The organism is Saccharopolyspora endophytica (genome assembly GCF_018070075.1).
In the GTDB taxonomy this organism is placed as follows: Bacteria; Actinomycetota; Actinomycetes; order Mycobacteriales; family Pseudonocardiaceae; genus Saccharopolyspora; species Saccharopolyspora endophytica.
Genome location: NZ_JAGPXE010000002.1, coordinates 26,028 through 40,228 on the forward strand (window position 1 = coordinate 26,028; position 14,201 = coordinate 40,228).

Annotated in this window: 12 protein-coding genes; 5 read left to right on the forward strand and 7 right to left on the reverse strand. The window is 69.5% G+C overall.

All coding sequences use genetic code 11. The features are described from left to right. Positions 1 to 11: 11 nt before the first annotated feature. Entirely contained in the window at positions 12 to 1,115 is a 1,104-nt protein-coding gene (locus KBO27_RS04230) for a branched-chain amino acid aminotransferase (protein WP_210968667.1), read from the forward strand. Positions 1,116 to 1,168: 53 nt separating this feature from the next. Here the strand turns inward: KBO27_RS04230 and KBO27_RS04235 are convergent, their stop codons facing one another. Further along, complete coding sequence (locus KBO27_RS04235; RefSeq protein ID WP_210968668.1) at positions 1,169 to 1,585, reverse strand: pyridoxamine 5'-phosphate oxidase family protein; 417 nt, start codon at positions 1,583 to 1,585, stop codon at positions 1,169 to 1,171. Between the two features lie 82 nt (positions 1,586 to 1,667). Between KBO27_RS04235 and KBO27_RS04240 the strand changes: the two genes are divergently transcribed. After that, complete coding sequence (locus KBO27_RS04240; protein ID WP_210968669.1) at positions 1,668 to 2,588, forward strand: AraC family transcriptional regulator; 921 nt, start codon at positions 1,668 to 1,670, stop codon at positions 2,586 to 2,588. 4 nt (positions 2,589 to 2,592) lie between these two features. Here the strand turns inward: KBO27_RS04240 and cobS are convergent, their stop codons facing one another. Genes cobS through cobU form a run of 3 tightly spaced genes read right to left on the reverse strand, consistent with a single transcriptional unit; the run spans position 2,593 to position 4,986 of the window. Continuing rightward, positions 2,593 to 3,327, reverse strand: coding sequence for an adenosylcobinamide-GDP ribazoletransferase (cobS, locus tag KBO27_RS04245; RefSeq protein ID WP_307870230.1), 735 nt, complete (start codon positions 3,325 to 3,327; stop codon positions 2,593 to 2,595). After that, positions 3,324 to 4,397: a nicotinate-nucleotide--dimethylbenzimidazole phosphoribosyltransferase gene (cobT, locus tag KBO27_RS04250; protein WP_210968670.1), complete on the reverse strand. Its 1,074-nt coding sequence runs from the start codon at positions 4,395 to 4,397 to the stop codon at positions 3,324 to 3,326. The genes cobS and cobT overlap by 4 nt, the downstream gene beginning before the upstream one ends. 49 nt (positions 4,398 to 4,446) lie before the next feature. Beyond that, positions 4,447 to 4,986 carry a bifunctional adenosylcobinamide kinase/adenosylcobinamide-phosphate guanylyltransferase gene (gene cobU / locus KBO27_RS04255; protein ID WP_372448821.1) on the reverse strand — a complete coding sequence of 180 codons (540 nt, stop codon included), beginning with the start codon at positions 4,984 to 4,986 and terminating at the stop codon, positions 4,447 to 4,449. 172 nt (positions 4,987 to 5,158) lie between these two features. Here cobU and KBO27_RS04260 point away from each other — a divergent pair, with 172 nt between their 5' ends. Next, the gene (locus tag KBO27_RS04260; RefSeq protein ID WP_246536386.1) at positions 5,159 to 7,258 is read left to right on the forward strand and encodes a tetratricopeptide repeat protein; all 2,100 of its coding nucleotides are present in this window, start codon (positions 5,159 to 5,161) and stop codon (positions 7,256 to 7,258) included. Here the strand turns inward: KBO27_RS04260 and KBO27_RS04265 are convergent. Both KBO27_RS04265 and KBO27_RS04270 read right to left on the reverse strand, forming a co-directional pair. Beyond that, a complete protein-coding gene (locus KBO27_RS04265) occupies positions 7,230 to 7,388 on the reverse strand; it encodes a hypothetical protein (protein WP_210968672.1) in 159 nt (52 codons plus the stop codon). The two genes, KBO27_RS04260 and KBO27_RS04265, sit on opposite strands and share 29 nt — an antisense overlap. Positions 7,389 to 7,437: 49 nt before the next feature. After that, the gene (locus KBO27_RS04270; protein WP_210968673.1) at positions 7,438 to 8,694 is read right to left on the reverse strand and encodes a nucleotide sugar dehydrogenase; all 1,257 of its coding nucleotides are present in this window, start codon (positions 8,692 to 8,694) and stop codon (positions 7,438 to 7,440) included. A 641-nt stretch (positions 8,695 to 9,335) separates the two neighbouring features. Between KBO27_RS04270 and KBO27_RS04275 the strand changes: the two genes are divergently transcribed. Further along, positions 9,336 to 11,918, forward strand: a complete 2,583-nt coding sequence (locus KBO27_RS04275) for an ATP-binding protein (protein WP_210968674.1) — start codon at positions 9,336 to 9,338, stop codon at positions 11,916 to 11,918. 574 nt (positions 11,919 to 12,492) lie between these two features. Then, positions 12,493 to 12,957, forward strand: coding sequence for a cytidine deaminase (locus KBO27_RS04280; protein WP_246536297.1), 465 nt, complete (start codon positions 12,493 to 12,495; stop codon positions 12,955 to 12,957). 4 nt (positions 12,958 to 12,961) lie between these two features. Here KBO27_RS04280 and KBO27_RS04285 read toward each other — a convergent pair whose 3' ends face one another. Next, positions 12,962 to 14,101 carry a glycerol dehydrogenase gene (locus tag KBO27_RS04285; RefSeq protein WP_210968676.1) on the reverse strand — a complete coding sequence of 380 codons (1,140 nt, stop codon included), beginning with the start codon at positions 14,099 to 14,101 and terminating at the stop codon, positions 12,962 to 12,964. Between the last annotated feature and the right edge of the window lie 100 nt (positions 14,102 to 14,201).

Here is a 14,201-nt window from a genome sequence, read left to right on the forward strand (position 1 = left end):
ACCGTACGCGCATGAACGGAGAACTGTCTTTCACCCGGACCCCCAACCCGCAACCGGCCTCTGCCGAGCGCCGCGCGGAGGTACTGGGCAATCCCGGGTTCGGCAAGTTCTTCACCGACCACATGGTGACGATCAAGTGGTCCGAGGACCAGGGCTGGCACGACGCCCGCCTGGAGGCGTACCACACGCTGGAGTTCGACCCGGCGACGTCGGTCCTGCACTACGCGCAGGCGATCTTCGAGGGGCTCAAGGCCTACCGCCAGCCCGATGGCTCGATCGCGGCGTTCCGCCCGGACGCCAACGCCCGCCGTTTCCGCAGCTCCGCGAACCGGATCGCGATGGCGGAGTTGCCCGAGGAGCTGTTCCTCGAATCGCTGCGCGAGCTGGTCGCGGTGGATCGCGACTGGGTGCCCAGCACTGGTGAGAGCTCGCTGTACCTGCGGCCCTTCATGGTCTCCACCGAGATCGGCCTGGGCGTGAACCACCCGTCGAAGACCTACCTGTACTCGCTGATCGCCTCGCCGGCCGGCTCCTACTTCGCCGGTGGCGTGAAGCCGGTGACGGTGTGGCTGAGCCACGAGTACGTGCGCGCCGCTCCCGGTGGCACCGGTGCGGCCAAGTTCGCGGGCAACTACGCGGCGTCGTTCCTGGCGCAGGCGCAGGCCGTGGAGCAGGGCTGTGACCAGGTGGTCTGGCTGGACGCCTGCGACCGGCACACGGTCGAGGAGATGGGCGGCATGAACCTGTTCTTCGTGTTCGGCTCCGGTGCCGACGCGAAGCTGGTGACCCCGGCGCTGAGCGGCAGCCTGCTGCCCGGCGTGACCCGGTCCTCGCTGCTGGAGCTGGGCAAGGAGCTCGGCATGCAGGTCGAGGAGCGCAAGATCACCGTCGAGGAGTGGGAGAAGGCGGCCACCACCGGCGAGCTCACCGAGGTCTTCGCCTGCGGCACCGCCGCGGTGATCACCCCGGTCGGCCACGTCAAGCACCGCGACGGCGAGTTCGGCGTCGCCGACGGCCGGCCCGGCGAGGTCACGATGAAGCTCCGCGAGCGCCTGACCGCGATCCAGTACGGCACGGTCGAGGACACCCACGGCTGGATGACCAAGCTCGGCTAAGCACCTGGTCCACCGACGCCCCTTGCGGTCGATCGCAGGGGGCGTCGTCGTGTCTAGAAGTCGAGGCGGGTGACCTTGTCCGGGTGCAGGACGATGCGGAACCAGGTCCCGGTGCGGAGTCCGGCGAGGTCGTGCGCGCGGCTCGGGTCGTCGAGGTCCCAGTACCGGGCCGCGAGGCGTTCCACCAGCTCGGACGCTCCGCCGGTTTCCACCGAGGTGCGGCCGGCGACCGACACCCAGCGTTCGCGTTCGGTCGCGGGTGCGGCGACGACCAGCGACGCCCGCGGATCGCGCCGCAGGCGCTCCACCTTGGGCGAGGCGGGGTCGGTGAACAGCTCGATCGTGCCCTCGGTGGTGGCCTCGAACCACACCGGCCGGGGCTGCGGCGGGGTCGGGCCCGCGGCCACCGACAGGAAGCCGTGCAGCGGGCGGCGGAGGAACTCGAGGTCCTGGGCGTTCAGCGTGCTCATGCCGACGATTCAACGCCCCGATCCTGGACGGTTCCATGGGTGAGAAGCCGGATCACCTGCGTCATCGTCTAACGTCGGTGACGTGGACGCGTTCGGGGACCTCTTCCGGGGGCTGCGGGCCCAGGGCTCGCTGTTCGGCAGCTCGACGCTGACGCCGCCGTGGTCGCTGCACTTCGTGGACGGAGCACCGCTGACCCTGTGCACCGTCCTCGACGGACAGGGCTGGATCGTGCCCGAGCGCGGCGAGCCCGAACCGCTGCGGGACCGCGACACCGTCGTGGTCCGCGGACCTGCGACGTTCACCTTCGTCGACGAGATCGGCACCTCGGTGCAACCGCTGGCGTGCGGCGAGTTCTGCGCGACTCCCGAACTGGGCGGCACGCGGCACCGGCTCGGCTGGCACGACCCGGGCCGGGGGAGCGGGACGACGTTGATCGTCGGCGCCTACCCGCTGCGCGGCGAGATCAGCCGAAGGCTGCTGGAAGCCCTGCCGGTCGTGCTGCGCGTGGAGTCGGGTGGCACGGGTGACCCGGTGCTCGACCACCTCGCCGCCGAGGTGGCGGTGGACGCGCCGGGCCAGCAGCTGGTGCTCGACCGGCTGCTGGACTGGATGCTCGTCTGCACCTTGCGCGAGTGGTTCGACCGTCCCGGTGGTGAACCGCCGGCCTGGTGGGAGGCCCAGCGGGACCCGGTCGCGGGTGAGGCGCTGCGCCTGCTACACGCGGAACCGGCGACGTCGTGGACGGTCGCCGCGCTCGCCGGGCGCATCGGGGTGTCGCGCTCGACCCTGGCCAAGCGGTTCACCGATCTGGTCGGTGAACCGCCGCTGACCTACCTCACCCGCTGGCGCATGACCCTCGCGGCGGACCTGCTGACCGAGCGGGATGCGGCGACCATCGGCGAGATCGCTCGCACCGTCGGCTACGCCGATCCCTTCACCTTCAGCGCGGCGTTCAAGCGCATCCGCGGCACGACGCCGAGCGCCCACCGCCGCGCGACCTGAGGGTCTAGAACTGCCCGAGCGTCGCGCCCACCAGGACGATGGTCGTCGCGAGCTCCGAGGCCGCACCCAGGACGTCGCCGGTGATCCCGCCGAAGCGACGGCGGACGTGCCGGGTGAACAGCAGCAGCCCTCCCGCTGCGACCAGGACCGACACCGCGGCGGCCGGGCTGATCAGCGCGGCGGCCAGCGTCGCCGCGAGCCACCAGCCGATCACCAGCCACAGCGGTTGGCTCCCGGCGACCAGCGCACCCATGCCCTCCGGGCGCGCCGACGGCAGGCCGCTGCGGCAGCACAGCACGAACGCCGCGCGACCGGTGGTGCAGGCCAGCACCAGCACCCACGGGGTCTGCGCGACCGCTCCGATGCTGACGGCCTGCACACCGATCACCAGGATCAGCGCGACCACCGCGAACGGTCCGGCGCCGCCGTCGCGCATCACCTGCAGCGCGCGCTCCGGAGGTCCGTAGCAGCCGAGCCCGTCGACGGTGTCGGCCAGACCGTCCACGTGCATGCCCCGGGTGACCAGCACCAGCAGCGCCACCACGAGCAGGCCCGCGAGCAGCGGGGGAGCGCCCAGCGAGCTCAGCCCCCACAGCACCAGCGCCCCGGCGCCGCCGACGAGCGCCCCGACCAGCGGTGCGAAGGAGATCGCCTGCCGGCACGCGCGGTCGTCGACCTGCCTCGCGGGCCACGGCAGCACCGTCAGCCAGGACACCGCCAGCCGCAGACCGTCGGTCACGCCCCGGCCTCTCCGGCGACGCCGGCTTCGTCGAACGTGGCCATCTCGCCGAGCACCTTGACCGCGGCGGTCAGCACCGGCAGCGCCGTGAGCGCCCCGGAACCTTCGCCGAGCCGCAGCCGCATGTCCAGCACCGGTTCGAGATCGAGGTGCTGGAGCACCAGCGGTCCGCCCGGTTCGGCGGAGCGGTGCCCGGCCAGCCACCACTGCCGCGCTCCGGGCGCGAGCTCCTCGGCGACCAGCGCCGCCGCTCCGACGACGACCCCGTCCAGCATCACCGGGGTCTTGCGCACGGCGGCCTGCGCGAGGAAGCCCGCGAGGGCGGCGATGTCGGCGCCGGTCGAGGTGCGCAGCAGCGCGATCGGGTCGTTGTGCACCTTGCGGGCCCGGCGCAGCGCGTCGCGGATCGCCGCGGTCTTGCGCATCCACGCGTTGTCGTCGATGCCGGTGCCGCGCCCGACGACGGCGACCGGTTCGGTGCCGGTGAGCAGCGAGATCAGCACGGCGGCGGGCGTGGTGTTGCCGATGCCCATGTCGCCGGCGATGAGCAGGTCGGCCCCGGAGTCGACCTCCTCGTCGGCGATCGTCCGCCCGGCCTGGACGGCGGCCCGGACCTCCTCGTCGGTCAGCGCGTCCTCGCGGTCGATCGCCCCGGAGCCGCGCCGCACCTTGTGCGCGCTGACCACCGGCTGCGTGTCGACGGTGACCGACATGTCCACGACGCGCACGGTCGCTCCGGCGTGCGAGGCCAGCACGTTGACGGCCGCGCCACCGGAGAGGAAGTTGCTGACCATCTGGCCGGTCACCTCGGGCGGGTAGGCCGACACGCCGTGCTGGGCGATGCCGTGGTCACCTGCGAAGACGACCACGCGGGCGCGCGCAGGCGCGTGCGGCGGGCACACGCCCTGCCGCGCGGCGAACCACACGCCGAGCTCCTCCAGCCGTCCCAGCGACCCGGCCGGCTTGGTCAACTGCGCCTGCCGCGCCACGGCTTCCCGGGATGCCTGCTCGTCGGGTGCGGGAACGGGCGGGAACTCGATCGTGCCGGGGTCGTTCTGTTCGGTGGGCAAGCGAAACCTCCGTGTTCAAAAACCGCAGCTCAGCAGGGTTTGCGGAAGCTCACCGGATCCGCAGCGGACATCCGGCGACCAGCAGCAGCACCTCGTCGCACACCGCCGCCAACCGGGCGTTGAGCGAGCCGAGCTCGTCCCGGAACAGCCTTCCAGACCGGGTCCCGGGCACGACGCCGAGGCCGACCTCCGCCGACACCAGCACGACGCGCGCGGCGCTCGCCGACACGGCTTCGACCAGCGCGTCGCAGTGCGAGGCGACGACGTCCAGCGCCGCCGGATCGCGCTCCCAGGCCCCGGCGTCGTCGAGCACCCCGGTCAGCCAGGTGGCCAGATCATCCACCAGCACGGGATCACCCCCGGAAGCCTCGGCGAGAACCCGCCGCAGCGAATCGGAGTCCGGCGCCTCCACGGTCCGCCAGCAGTCGGGCCGCCGCGCCACGTGCTTGGCGATCCGCTCGTTCCACTCGCCGTCCGAAGGATCCCGCCGCGCGGTGGCCACGTAGGTCACCGCAGCGTCCCCGGGCACCAACCCCTCGGCATGCGCCGACTTCCCGGACCGAGCCCCACCCAACACCAACGACCGCACGAAAACCTCCCGCTCAACAACCGCCGAGACCGTACCCGGCTCCCACCGCACCAACGGACCAGCAGTGGCCCGCATCATTCACCGGATCGGAGCCCTCGCCACCCTTCGTCGGCGGTTCCAGCCGGTGTTCCCGCGTGACAGCCTTGGAACGTTTGGGGGAAGGGCGGTGGGGATGGAATTCGAGCAGCAGGGTGCGAGCGGGATCGCCAACGCGTCCTCGGGGCCCGTCGCGGGCAGCCTGGTGCAGGCCGGAGTGGTGCACGGTGACGTGCACGTGCACGGTCTCCACCGCACGAGACCAACCCCGTCGCAGCGCCCGCGCGCACCCCGCCACTTCGTCAACCGCGTCGCGGAGACCGAGAAGTTCCAGGACCTGCTCGCGGCGGAGGACCTGGGCACGACGATCGTGGTGATCAGCGGTGCCGGTGGGGTGGGCAAGAGCGCGCTGGCAGCGCGGTGGGTCCACCTCTGCCACGGTCACTACCCGGACGGCTCGCTCCACGCGGGCCTCGGTGCGTTCTCCTCGTCCCGACCGGCTTCCACGTCGCGGGTGCTGGCGACGTTCCTGCGTTCACTCGGTTGCGAGCCGGAGGACATCCCGGCCGACCTCGACGAGCTCGCCGCGATGTACCAGGCCGTCACCGCGGGCCGGAGGCTCGTGGTGTGCCTGGACGATGCCTTCTCCGCCGCCCAGGTGCGCCCCCTCATCCCGGCGGATTCCGCACTGGTGATGGTGACCAGCCGTTACCGTCTCCCCGGGCTGGGGCTGGAAGGCGCGCACTTCGTGGAGCTTCCTCCGTTGCACACAGCGGATTCGATCGAGCTGCTGCGCAGCGTGCTGGGGGAGCAACGCGTCGGGCGTGAGCCAGGTGCCGCTGAGCGCATGGCGGATCTGTGCGCGGGGTTCCCGGTTGCGCTGATGGTCGCGGCATCTCGGCTGACGACTCACCGCAAGTGGACCCTGCGGCGGATGACCGCGGACCTGGAGGACGAGCGGAACCGACTGCCTTCCCTGGCCTTGCGTGGTGATGTTTCGGTGCGTGCTGTGTTCGACCTGTCCTATCGGAAGCTGAGCGCCGAGCAGGCCGAGCTGTACCGGGCTTTGTCCTGCCATCCCGGCACCACCTTCGGTGCGGACGTCGCCGCCGCTGCGGTGGGTCGTGCCCCCGAGGACGTCGCAGACTCGCTGGAAGTCCTGGTGGAGGCGAGCCTCCTCGACGAGGTGGAGGACGAGCGCTTCCGGTTCCACGACCTGCTGCGACTGCATGCCGCGGACTGCGCGGCGGAGTCTGGCCTGCAGCGCCGGGAGGTGCTGCGGCGCTTCGTCACCTGGTACTTGGACGGCGCTTATGCCGCGGACCGGCTGGTCACACCGGGACGCTGGTACCTCGGCGAGCGGCACGACGCGGGCCTGCCGTTCACCACCGCCGTCGAGGCCCTGGACTGGCTGGAACTGGAGCGGCTGAACCTCGTGCTCGCGCAGCGGGAAGCGCGCGAACAGGGCTGGAACGACCTGACCTGGTGCTTCGGCGAGGCGATGTGGAGCCTGTTCGTCTACCGCAAGCACTACGGCGACTGGCTGGAGACCACACGATTCGCCGTTGAAGCCGCCGAAGCCGAGCAGCACGTCCACGCCGAGTCCCGGCTGCGCGGTCAGCTCGGACACGCCCTGTCGAACCTGCACCGCTTCGATGAGGCCGAGCACGAGCTGCGCGCGGCCGCGCGACTCGCGGAGGTGGCAGGAGACCCGAGAGGGCAGGCCACCGCGACCTCCCGTCTCGGCATCCTGGCCAGGCAGCGTGCACAGCCGGAGGAAGCGCTGGAGTCGTTCCGCCGCGCGTTGGAGATCGACCTGCGAGTCGACGACCGCAGAGGCGCCGCGCTCCGGCTGCGACGCATCGGCGAAACCCTCTCCGCGATGGGACGTCACGGTGATGCGATCGCGGAGCTGTCGAAATCGGTGGACCTGATGCTCGCGCTGCCGGACGCGGGTGGAGCCGCACGCGTGTCGACCCGCCTCGGTGAAGCCTTCACCGCCGCAGGCCGTCCCCGCCACGCCGTCGCGCCACTGATGGAGGCGCTGACGGTGCTGAGAGAGATCGGCTCCGACTTCTACGTCGCCGAGCTGCTGGTCGCCCTCGCCGCTGCGCACCAAGCCGCGGGCGAGATCGCGCAGGCTCGAACTCATCTGACGGAGGCGTGCGAACTCCACGAAGGCATCGGTGGCCCGCACGCCGAACCGCTCAGGAGACGCCTGGCTGAACTCGAATGACGGCCAGGCATCCGGGAAATCGCCGCAACATCTCCTCGGCCGGGTCCGGCACCACCAGCAGGTCCCCCAGCTCCCACCAGGACTCCTCGGCGATACCGAGCCACACGATGACGAACCCATCGACCCTCACGACCCCGCGAGCCGGAACGCTCACCGGCGGGCCAGGCCGTAAGGTGAGGTCAGAGCCGTCCATCGACGACGACCATCGGTGTGCCGGTGGAGCAGTCGAGCACCGCGGTCCCGGGATCGGCGAGCACTGAGTGGTTGACCGACGAGTGCTTGGTCAGCAGCACGACCAGGTCGTACCCGCCGGCCTCCGGTTTCGGAAGCGAGCGCAGCACCGGGCCGTCCCGCAGCTCCAGCTCGGGGACGAAGGGGTCGTAGTAGTCCACGTCCGCGCCGGCCACCACCAGTTCCTCGATCACCCGCAGTGCGCTGGAGTTCCGGATGTCGTTGACGTCCGGCTTGTACGTCACCCCCACGGCCAGCACCCGGCTGCCGGGCAGTGGCCGCAGGCGCAGCGCACCGAGCTGTTCCCGGACGAGCTCCACCAACCGGCCTGGAATCGTGTCGTTCACGTCGAGCGCAGCATCGACGAGGTGCGGCATGATGCCTCGCCTGGTCGCGGTCGCCCTGAAGAAGGCCGCGACCACCGGAATGCAAGCTCCACCAGCACCGATCCCCGGTCGGTGCGGCAGGAAGCCGTACGGCTTGGTGGCGGCGGCTTCGATCACCTCCACCGGATCGATGTCGTGCTTGTGGCAGATCGACGCCAGCTCGTGGGCAAGCGCGATGTTGACCAAGCGGAACGTGTTCTCGAAGGTCTTGACGAATTCCGCGGTTTCGATGCGGTTCACCGGGTGCACGTGGCCGAAGACGCTCCGCAGGAACGTCACAGCCGTCTTCGTGCAGGTCGGCGTGAGCCCGCCGACGACCCTGGGAACTCCCTCAGCGGGAGTTTGCCGCGCGGGATCGATCCGATCCGGCGCGTGCGCCACGTGGTAGTCGACGCCGGCGACGAGCTGGGAGGTCTGCGACAGGACTTTGACGATCTGCCGCTCGATCGTCCCCGGCGCACACGTGCTGTGCACCAGGACCAGTCCGCCGCGTCGCAACGCCCGTCCCACCGATTCGGCCGCATTGCGCAGCCATGACACGTCCATGAAGCCGTCGCTGCGGCAGGGACTGGGCACGCTCACGCAGTAGACCTCGGCGGACGGAAGCTCACCCTCACCCTGCAGTCGCAGCTGCCCGGACGCGAGCAGCGGCTGCAGATCCTCCTCTCCGGCAGCCCCGGTGCCGGGCTGCTCGATCTGGGCACGACGTGCGGGGGAGGTCTCGACCCCACAAACCCGATATCCCGCTCTGGCCACCGCGGCAGCGAGGCTCAGGCCGACGACCCCGAGCCCCACGACCACGACATCAGTCCGGTTCATGTTTCCTCCGATGCCCGGCCGTAGAGCTCCCCGACAAGCCCTATCCCCATCGACCGGGTACGCCGACAAGCATCACCCACGCATGTCGTCCAGCAGTCGCCGCGCACCTGTCGGAGACGTAGACGCGCAGGTCAATTCGTTGCCGAACACCGTCGCACCGTCTCGCTCCGATCGCCGGAACGCGGATTTCGGATGGTCTCGAGACCATGTCGCCGCGTTGTCGCCGTTTTGTCGCCATCGAGCACCAAAACCACCCGCGAGCAGCAGTTTTTCGCCTCGATGGACGTATATGAGGGGAGACATCCGCGCAACACTGGATGACTCGAAAGGTTTGCGGGGGGAGAACGGCACTGGGGGTGCTGGTGACCATCCAGTTCAAGATCCTGGGAACCACCGGCCTGCGCATCAACGGAGACTTCGACGACACCTGGGGAAAACGCCAGGAACGCGGTCTGCTCGGGGCCTTGCTGCAGGGAGCGGGGGAGCGACGCCTGACGCGGGATGAACTGGCCCGCTGGATCTGGGCGGACGATTCGGGTCGACGTCGTCGCAATCTCCAGCAGTTGGTCAGCAGGCTCAAGCGCACTCTTGAGGGAATCGGAGTTCCCGCAGAAGTGCACACGAGCAAGGCCGGGCACTGGGTGGAGGTCGATCCGGAGAGCGTTGACTTCCACCACTTCCGACGAGTTACCAAGACCGCCGGTGAGGTCGCTGACAGCGGTGCTCACCTGGACGCGATCTGTTTGCTCGAGGAAGCGCTCGGACTGTGGGCGGGAATCCCACTAGCGGACCTGGAAACGGAATCGGCACGCGGTTTCCGGCAGAACGTGGCTCGTCCCGCGGAGATGGAGGCGAGATTCCTCCTGGTCGACTGCCGACTCGAACTGGGGCAGTTCGCCGACGCACTCGCTGACATCGACGGCCCGATGGCTGCCGATGGCGTCAACCCACGACTCGTCGTGCAGCGCATGCGCGCTCTCAACGGGCTCGGGCGCGCTACCGAGATCTCGGGCTACTACATGCGCTTCGCTCAGGAATACCGAGAACTTGTCGGGCAGGACGTCCCCGAATGGATCCGTCGTGAACACGACGACCTGCTTGCGTCCGGAAGTCCGCGGTTGCCGGTGGCGAGCGATCACCCAGATGATGATGACGTCTCTGCTCTGGGTGATCTTCCCTCCGGCTCGTGGAGTTTCTACGGTCGAGCCGAGTTGCTGGACGATCTCAACGAGGCGGCTCGGACACGTCCCACAGGAGTGATCGCGCTCGACGGAGCGGCTGGGATCGGCAAGTCGGCGCTCGCGGTTCACTGGGCCAGGCAAGCGGCCGGTGAGCTGGTGGATCGCGTTCTCTACGTCGATCTGCAGGGATACCACGGGAAGAACCCGCTCACGGAGGACGAAATCGTCGGGACCCTGCTCTCGCAGCTCGGCGTTGTCGCCGAGCGGATACCCAGCAAGGACATGCGCGTGCACCGGCTCAGGCAGAAGTTGGCTCGACGCCGTTACCTCGTCGTCTTCGACGACGCGAAGGATTCGCAGTACGTCAGGCCCCTGTTGCGATTCGTGCGCGAATGCCTGGTTTTGGTCGCCAGTCGCAAGAAGCTCCAAGGTCTGATCCATCTCGACGGCGCTCGATCGATTGAAGTCCCGCCGCTCGACGCCGCGGAGGTGTTCCGGTGGCTGCGGGCAGAGCTGCACTCGCGGTTTCTCGTCGAGCCGCACGCGGCGAAACGCCTCGTAGACCTATGCGCGGGCATTCCTCTCGTCGTGCGGATCATTGCTCAACACGCATCGACGCGCTCCCGGCAATCGCTGACGAGCCTCACGGAGGAGTTGCACGCTGATCGCCGCGTCCTGCTCCGCCTGGGAGGCAACGACGACGAGGGCGCGACGATCGAGGCAGCGCTGGGGTGTTCTTACCGGGCGCTGACTCCGGCCCAGCAGACGCTCTTCCGGCTGCTCGGGCTCTACCCGGGCAGGGAGTTCGACAGCGGAGCCGCCGAGTCCTTGACGCAGTGGGAACCCGCCGAGGTCGGGCAGGCTCTCGACGCACTGGTGTCGTTGCACCTCGTTGAGCGTTCATCGGACCGCTACGAGATGCACGACTTGGTTCGCACTTGCGCGGCGAGTTGGAATCGCGACCACTCGACCACGGCGGCGGCGACCAGACGGCTGGCCGATTACGTGCTGTGGAGCGGACTGCGAGCGCGCGAGACGGTCTTTCCCACCAGAAGCGCTCCGCCGCTCGACGGGTTCCGGCCGAGCCCGTGGGCCCGCGCGTTCGCCAGTGTTGAGGACGCTTTTCGATGGGCCGGGCGGAATCAGTCCGAACTGCTGGCCGCGGCAGCCGACGCTCGTGACAACGGGTTGCACGGTCATTGCTGGCGACTCGCGAACACCGTGTGGGAACTCCTGCGGTTGCCGGGTTGGCTGGACGCGGCCAAGGAGCTCCTGACGATGGGTCTGGACTCAGCCCGCGAGGACGACGACGCCCGGGCCATCGCCGGAACCATGGGCAACCTCGGTTCGTGCTTGCTGTGGATGGGGCAGCGAGACGAGGCCCGCGCACTGCTGCAGAAGGCGATCCTGATGGCGGGCGACGCGGAGGATCTGGCGGTCCATCACGGTGCGCTGCAAAACTACGCCCGCTGTGAAGCGGACTCGCAGAACTACGAGGGCGCCCTCAGCGTTTACAACGAAGCCTTGGGGATCGCATCAGCAGCGGGCGACCGGTACCGCGTCGGGAGCACCAAACGCCGAATCGCGGAGGTCCGGCGTCGTCAGGGCAAGCTCGACGACGCCGCCATGAACTGCAGGGAAGCGATCTTCCACCACGAGAGAGTCGGTGACTCCCAAGGTCAGGCCGACGCGCTGACCGAGTTGGCGCTCATCTGCAAGGCTGCTGGTGACTCGACGATGAGCAGGGAGTACGCGCTCCGAGCCCTGCACCTCGGCGAGTTGATGCGGGACAAGGGAACCTGCGGTCGCGCTGCACTGGTGGTGGCTCAGAGCGCGTTGGACGAGGGGTTTTTCAACGAGGGCTTGAGGTACGGCCGGATCGCGGCGGAACACTGCGAACAGATGCGTGACACCGCCGGTGAGATCGGAGCCGTCGAAGTGGTGACCGCGGTCCTGCAGTGCAAAGGACGCCACGAGGCCGCGGCTGAAGGCCGGAGAAGGCTCAGAGAGCTACGCGCGGACATCGACCCGCTCAGCGCCTGACGCCACGGAGCTGTGCCTCGATCGAGCGTGCGTTCGGCACTCGTCATGATCAACTTAGCACTACTGCCTGGAGCGACTGAGCGCTACCCGCCATTTGGCGTCACTCGAAAGTGTGTAGCATCACTCCCTCAAATGGGTGATCAGGTTGCAGGTTGCGACCGGATCAAAGCCGAGAGGAGGCGAGTTGGCGCAGCACGACCAGAAAAACTGGGGCGGGGGCTTGGCGAAGAAGGGCTGAGGCACCCCAGCGCTCCAGTGCGCAGGCGTGTTTCCGATCGCCTGCGACGAGGAGGTGACGGCCACCGCCGTACGTCAGGCGTGCGGCGGCCGGGCCGACGCTCGGTTCCAAAGTGCACGCGCAGCTCTCCTCCGTTGAAAGTGGGTCTGCGGTTCTCCGCAGCGCCATGTCAGCAGTGACTTCGCTTCGCCTTGCGGGTAAGGCCGTCGGGAGCCCTCGTGGCTCCGGAGAGCTCGGGGGAGCGGCGATTTTGGGGCCGTCGAGCGCTACTTCCTCCGGTCGGTTCGGGTCAGGTTCGCGGCGGGCAACGACGATCGTCGACGACGATGTGCGCTGATGCCGTTGGTGGAGGGAAGGCGCGTGGTGGGGCGAGACGAGTTGCTGAACAGGGTTGTCGACGAGTGTCGGGGGCTCATCGCGCGGCGGTTTCCCGGGGATGCGGAGCGGGGAGCGGCGGCGGTGCTGCTGGACGACGGCGCGATCCTGACCGGGTCGAGCCCCGACTTCCTCAACGCCGGCGCGACGCTCTGCCACGAGGTCGAGCCCTACTGCGCGGCGTTCCGGCTCGATCGCAGGATCGTGGCCTCGGTGTGCCTGCACCGGACCGAGGACGGCAGGCATCTCGTCCTCAGCCCGTGCGGGATCTGCCGCGAGCGCCTCGCGGTTCACGGCCCGGACGTGCTCGTGGCCGTCCCCGCGTCGTCGGACCCGATCACGATCCAATGGGTGACGCTGCGGGAGGCGCTACCGCACTACTGGGCCGCGAGCGCCTTCCCGGAGGAAGCCCCCGGCTGGGTCTGAACCGCTAGTGCTTCGCGGTGTAGGGGGCCGGGGCGGGGAGGTTGGACTTTTCGCGGATTCGGGTCGCGTGGCGGTCGATGGAGGTGAGGGCGGCGGCGACGTCGTCGGGGGTGACCTCGAAGGGCATGGAGTGGATCGTTTCGCCTTCGGCGGTTGCTGCGGTGGCCACGGCGCGAACCGAGTCGGTGTCGTCGGGGCGGATGCCGACCTCGGTGAGGGTGGTGGGCAGGCCGACGGCTGTGGTGAACTCGATGAATTCGCGCAGGTCGCCAGGGGTGGCGCCTTCCATGACCAGCTGGGCGACTGAGCCGAGGTTGACCTTCTGACCGTGGGCCAGGCCGTGGGTGGCGGCGACCGAGGTCAGGCCGTTGTGGATCGCGTGGGCCGCGGCGAGTCCACCCGACTCGAAGCCCAGGCCGGAGAGCAGCGTGTTGGCCTCGATGACCTTCTCCACCGCCGGGGTCACCTGGTGGTCGCGGACCGCGTCGATGGCGGGCAGCGCGTTCTCCCACAGGACGTCCCAGCTGAGCTTCGCCAGCGCGGTGCCGGTGAGCGTGGGCAGGCCCCCGGCCATCGTCTTCGAGCCCGACTGGGCTGTGGCGCGGGCCTCCAGCCAGGTGGCCAGCGCGTCGCCGACTCCGGCGATCAGGAACTCCGCGGGGGCGTTGGCGACGACCTGCGAGTCGACCAGGACCAGGTCGGGATTGCGGGGGAAGAACCGGTACGCCTCGAACTCGCCTTCCTCGGTGTAGATCACCGACAGGGCGCTGCACGGTGCGTCCGTCGAGGCCACGGTGGGTGCGTTGGCCCAGCGGATCCCGGCGAGGTGCCCGGCGGCCTTCACCGCGTCGATCGTGCTGCCGCCGCCGATCGCGACCACGACGTCAGCGCCGGACGAGGTGATCTCGCCGACGAGCCGGTCCACCTCCTTCGCGCTCGGCACCCCGCCGAAGTCCCGCCGGTCGACCGGGAGCCCGGCCTCGGTCAGCGATGTCTCGACGTCGTGGCCGACGAACCCCCACACCACGCCGTCGGCGACCAGCATTGGCGTGGAACCCAGCTGGGCGAGGTGGTGACCGAGCTGGTGGATCGCTCCCTTGCCCTGGACGTACCGGCCGGGGCTGATCATCGTGCGGATCGTCATGGTTGCCGCTCCTTCGGGGCCACGAGGCGATGGATCGGCCGAGCGTAGGAGCGGTGCACGTGCGGCTGCAGGGTGAGCGTGTCTCATCTTGAGACGGCGC

Coding starts and splice junctions, on each gene's coding strand:
- KBO27_RS04270 (WP_210968673.1), bottom strand. CDS start 8,694: ATGAACCGGACTGATGTCGTGGTCGTGGGGCTCGGGGTCGTCGGCCTG.
- KBO27_RS04260 (WP_246536386.1), top strand. CDS start 5,159: ATGGAATTCGAGCAGCAGGGTGCGAGCGGGATCGCCAACGCGTCCTCG.
- KBO27_RS04280 (WP_246536297.1), top strand. CDS start 12,493: ATGCCGTTGGTGGAGGGAAGGCGCGTGGTGGGGCGAGACGAGTTGCTG.
- KBO27_RS04235 (WP_210968668.1), bottom strand. CDS start 1,585: ATGAGCACGCTGAACGCCCAGGACCTCGAGTTCCTCCGCCGCCCGCTG.
- KBO27_RS04230 (WP_210968667.1), top strand. CDS start 12: ATGAACGGAGAACTGTCTTTCACCCGGACCCCCAACCCGCAACCGGCC.
- KBO27_RS04285 (WP_210968676.1), bottom strand. CDS start 14,101: ATGACGATCCGCACGATGATCAGCCCCGGCCGGTACGTCCAGGGCAAG.